Origin of the sequence: uncultured Salegentibacter sp. (genome assembly GCF_963972535.1) — a bacterium.
Taxonomy (GTDB): Bacteria; Bacteroidota; Bacteroidia; order Flavobacteriales; family Flavobacteriaceae; genus Salegentibacter.
The window spans coordinates 1-4,108 of record NZ_CAXAVR010000166.1; the positions used below are offsets into that span (position 1 = coordinate 1).

A 4,108-nucleotide genomic window follows, 5' to 3' on the forward strand; every position below is an offset into this window, starting at 1 on the left:
GCGAAATTTTTGACTTTTATCAGTTGCTCGATTTCAGCGATCTTTGAATCGGTATCGTAACTATGATCAAAAATATAAGCTTCGTTATTAAAATGATTTATAGCGATGATATTTTGATAAACTGCGTAATAGATATCCGGAAGTTTAAGATCACCATTTCGCTTTTTAATCTCTAAATCTTCAAAATACCTAACTCCATCGTAAGCGATGTAGCCAAAAAGTCCGTTATTGATGAATTTAAAATCAGAATCTTCAGTTTCGAATTGTTTGGAAAATTCCTGAATTTGCTGAGGTACGTTAACTTCAGGAGTGATCTCTGTTGTTTTTTTACTTCCGTCAGGAAAAACTTCGGTAATCACCTCGTTTTGAACTTTAATAGAAGCGATAGGATTGCAGCATATATAGGAGAAACTATTATCGTTGGCGTGATAGTCACTACTTTCCAGCAAGAGACTGTTAGGATATTTGTCCCGAACTTTTAAATAAACACTCACCGGTGTAATGGTATCGGCAAGGAGTTTTTTATAGGTGGTCTTTAGTTGATACATAAATTATTTATTTCTGTCACTCCCGCGAAGGCGGAGGTTAATTTTCAAATTTCTTATATAAAAAAAGGCTTGTCGTGAGACAAGCCTTTTGTATGAGATTATACTATAGCGATGTTACTTCACGACGTTTGACGTAAATTTTTCCACCACCAGGTATTTGTTGTAATTGTTTTCATAAAATATAATAAATGCCAATTATTGGCTTTCATTGCTTCAAAGATAGAAAGCTCTTTTAAATAAACAAGGAGATTTTATAAAAAGAAAAGCCGGAAAAGTAAATTTAACTTTTCCGGCTGGAATTGTGCAATCTAATTATTAGAATTTCAACTCAATATTTAAATCGAAATTATCGTAAATCGTTTGATCTCCAAGTCCGCTAAAAAAGCTACCCGAATTGTATTTCACATTGTATTTAGAACGGTCTATACTCAATTTAGTAGTCGCAGTATTTCCGTTTTTATCCAAATCGAAAGTTACCGGATGGGTGTTTTCTTTAATAGTAAGATCTCCAACCACACCATAAGTACCGTCGTCTTTTTTAGCTACGCTGGTAATTACCAGTTTTGATGTTGGGTGATTATCTACTCCAAAGAAATCATCTGAATTTAAGTGACCTTCCAAACCTGCCTTATCGTCGCCTTTAAGATCGGTTACGGTAATTGTGGTCATATCCATTACAAATTCGCCTCCTGTAATTTCGTCATTTTCCAATGTTAATTTACCTTCTTTAAGATCTATAGTTCCTGAATGTGATCCTAAAACTTTTTTTCCTTTCCAGGCGATATTACTAGCCTGGGTATTGATTTGTTTTTCCATAATAATTATTAATTTTTCTTTTTCAATTTTTTTTATAGCAATTAATCTCCCTTTAGAATTAGAATTTTAATTCTACCTCAAGTTCAAAATTGTCGTAGATGGTTTGGTCACCAAGGTTATCAAAGAAACTCCCTGAACCATAACGTACATCGTATTTAGAACGGTTTATAGTTAGCTCTGTAGAAGCTGAATTATCTTCCCAATCTAAATCGAAAGTCACGGGATTTGTTTTATCTTTAATAGTAAGATTGGCTACCACTCCGTAAGTTCCATTGCTTTTTTTAGCAACGCTTGTAATAACCAGTTTTGAAGTTGGATGGTTTTTTACTCCAAAGAAGTCATCAGATTTTAAGTGACCTTCTAATTTTCCTTTATCTTCACCAGTAAGATCGGTAACGGTAATAGAGCTCATGTCTATTACGAATTCCCCTCCGGTAAGTTCACCGTTTTCCATAGTAAAATGTCCGTTTTTAAGGTCTATGGTTCCGTAGTGAGAGCCGGTTACTTTTTCACCTTCCCATTTAATGTTGCTTTCTTTTACATCAATTTTTTTATCCTGAGCATTTACTGTTGTAAACGATAAAAATGATACAAGAAATGCAGATGCAAATACAGTTTTTAAAAGATTCTTTTTCATAGCAATTTTTAATTTAAATTAATTTGATTTTGGTTTATATTAAATGGAATAATTCTTCTTCTTGTTTTCTAACTTTTTTTGCGTGTTGCAATTGGTCTTCTTCGCTCCGGTACCCGGCTGTAGCTATCACTGCAGTAGTTAAATTTGTTCCTGAAATTCCCAGGATTTCATCAAACTTTTGTGCGTCAAAACCTTCCATAGGGCAGGTGTCAATTTTTAAATTTGCTGCGGCAGAAAGTAAATTTCCAAGCGCGATATAAGCTTGTTTCTGCGCCCAAACAGATTGCTGTTCTTCGGTTTTACCTAAAATATTTGAGGTTAACATATCTTTTAGCCCGCTAAGATCCTGTACCTGAACTTCTCGAATTTTACTAATATTCTCCAAATAAGCATCTATATAAGCCTCATTCAATTTCTTAAGTCCTACAAAAATAAATACGTGTGAAGCATCAGTAAGTTGAGACTGGTTCCAGGCCGCCGCTTTTAATTTTTCTTTGGTTTCCTTATCGGAAATCACAAATACCTCGTAAGGCTGAAGTCCGTATGAAGAAGCTGAAAGCTGAATGCTTTTTTGAAGTTTCTCTACGTCTTCCTGACTTAAAGATTTTTCTGCATCAAACTTCTTGGTGGCGTAACGCCAGTTGAGGTTTTCTATATATTCTTCCATAATTATTTTCTTATTTTATTTAAACAATCAGTAACAATTTCAATTTCTTCTTCGCTAATATCCTGAATTAGCTCTTTTTCTACTGCATCAACTTTTGGGTCAATTTCTTTCAAAAGTTCCAAACCTTTTTCAGTAATACTTATTTCTACTTTTCTACGGTTAGCTTCGCAAATAACCCTTTCAGTAAGGCCTTTGGTGATAAGTTTGTCTACCAACCTGGTAGTATTACTCATTTTACTCACCATTCTTTCCTGTATAGTGCTAAGATTTGCCGGTTTTCCTTTTTGTCCTCTCAATATTCGAAGCACATTAAATTGCTGTATAGAAATATCAAAAGGCTTAAGGGCAGTAGCCACTTGCTCGTCTATAAGATTTGCAGTAACCAAAATGCTAAGACTTAGCTTCCTGGCCGGTGGCAAATAATTCGTTTTTAATTGATCTTCTATCTTCATTTGTCTAAACAACATTTGTATGTACAAATATAAGTCAGTTTTGTAATTTAGTTCTAAAAGAAATGTTAAATTTTTTCAGCCGGAATCGATGGCAAATGGAGGCGCTGTTTTTTAAAACTTTCAATATCTTTACACTGAAAAATATATTAGGAATCACAGATCACCTTTGTTAAGGAGATTAATAAAAAATAAAATTTATGAAAGAACTTAGTCAGGAAGAATGGCAATCACAGCTGGAAAAAGATGAAAACGCGGTGATTTTAGACGTAAGAACCGAAGAAGAAGTAGAGGATGGGTATATCCCTAAGGCTAAAAACCTCGATATCTATAAAGGCCAGGAATTTGTAAATGAGGTTGAAAAACTTGATAAAGATAAGAATTACTATATCTATTGCCGTTCCGGAAAGCGCAGTGCACAGGCTTGCACAATTTTAGATCAGATGGGTTTTGCAAATACCTATAATCTTGAAGGCGGCTTTATGGAATGGGAAGGAGATAAGGCTGAAGATTAAATTATAAAAAGCAGTAAAATCAATTTTACCCGATATTTAAATGCTCCGAGGCTTACCGCGAAAATTAAACAATAGTTTTCACTGAATGCACCGTTGGCTTGCTCCGAGGTAGTTTTACTGCTTTTTTTTTAATTAGATCTATCTATTAACAACCAACGCGTTCCTATACTTATTATAGTAAGGATTTCCCCATTTGATATACTGGTTATACTATTATCCTGCATATCGTCCAGGTTATCTCCATTTACGAAATTAAGCGGCGTGGTACTACTTCCCTTACCTATTAATACCAGTTCCCGACCTTTATTAGACGAGGCATCAGGAAATGTAATTGATGAAATATTCGGGTTAATCCTTAAGAAATAAACTTCTTCCCCAATCGTGTAAGTACCAGTTTGACTTCCTGTACTTATAAAATTTCTGGTGTGGTTGTGTTTCCAATTGAGATTACCTGAATTATCTGAAACTAAAATCTG

5 protein-coding genes and 2 pseudogenes are annotated in these 4,108 nt (G+C 34.3%); 1 reads left to right on the forward strand and 6 read right to left on the reverse strand.

Annotation, left to right across the window (positions count from 1 at the left end):
- The 5 genes and pseudogenes from AACZ30_RS13225 to AACZ30_RS13245 form a co-directional block, all read right to left on the reverse strand.
- Window positions 1-548: pseudogene (locus AACZ30_RS13225) on the reverse strand (anthranilate synthase component I family protein); the annotation flags it as partial.
- Window positions 549-863: 315 nt separating this feature from the next.
- Window positions 864-1,364: a YceI family protein gene (locus tag AACZ30_RS13230; protein WP_093301993.1), complete on the reverse strand. Its 501-nt coding sequence runs from the start codon at window positions 1,362-1,364 to the stop codon at window positions 864-866.
- Between the two features lie 58 nt (window positions 1,365-1,422).
- Window positions 1,423-2,001 carry a YceI family protein gene (locus tag AACZ30_RS13235; RefSeq protein WP_339649932.1) on the reverse strand — a complete coding sequence of 193 codons (579 nt, stop codon included), beginning with the start codon at window positions 1,999-2,001 and terminating at the stop codon, window positions 1,423-1,425.
- Between the two features lie 34 nt (window positions 2,002-2,035).
- Window positions 2,036-2,668 carry an NAD(P)H-dependent oxidoreductase gene (locus tag AACZ30_RS13240; protein ID WP_339649934.1) on the reverse strand — a complete coding sequence of 211 codons (633 nt, stop codon included), beginning with the start codon at window positions 2,666-2,668 and terminating at the stop codon, window positions 2,036-2,038.
- Between the two features lie 2 nt (window positions 2,669-2,670).
- Window positions 2,671-3,120: a MarR family transcriptional regulator gene (locus tag AACZ30_RS13245; RefSeq protein WP_339649936.1), complete on the reverse strand. Its 450-nt coding sequence runs from the start codon at window positions 3,118-3,120 to the stop codon at window positions 2,671-2,673.
- Between the two features lie 197 nt (window positions 3,121-3,317).
- Between AACZ30_RS13245 and AACZ30_RS13250 the strand changes: the two genes are divergently transcribed.
- On the forward strand, window positions 3,318-3,632 hold the full coding sequence (locus tag AACZ30_RS13250) for a rhodanese-like domain-containing protein (protein ID WP_339649938.1): 315 nt from the start codon (window positions 3,318-3,320) through the stop codon (window positions 3,630-3,632).
- Window positions 3,633-3,760: 128 nt separating this feature from the next.
- On the opposite strand, the pseudogene AACZ30_RS13255 reads toward AACZ30_RS13250, so the two are convergent.
- Window positions 3,761-4,108, reverse strand: a pseudogene (locus AACZ30_RS13255) (hypothetical protein); the annotation flags it as partial.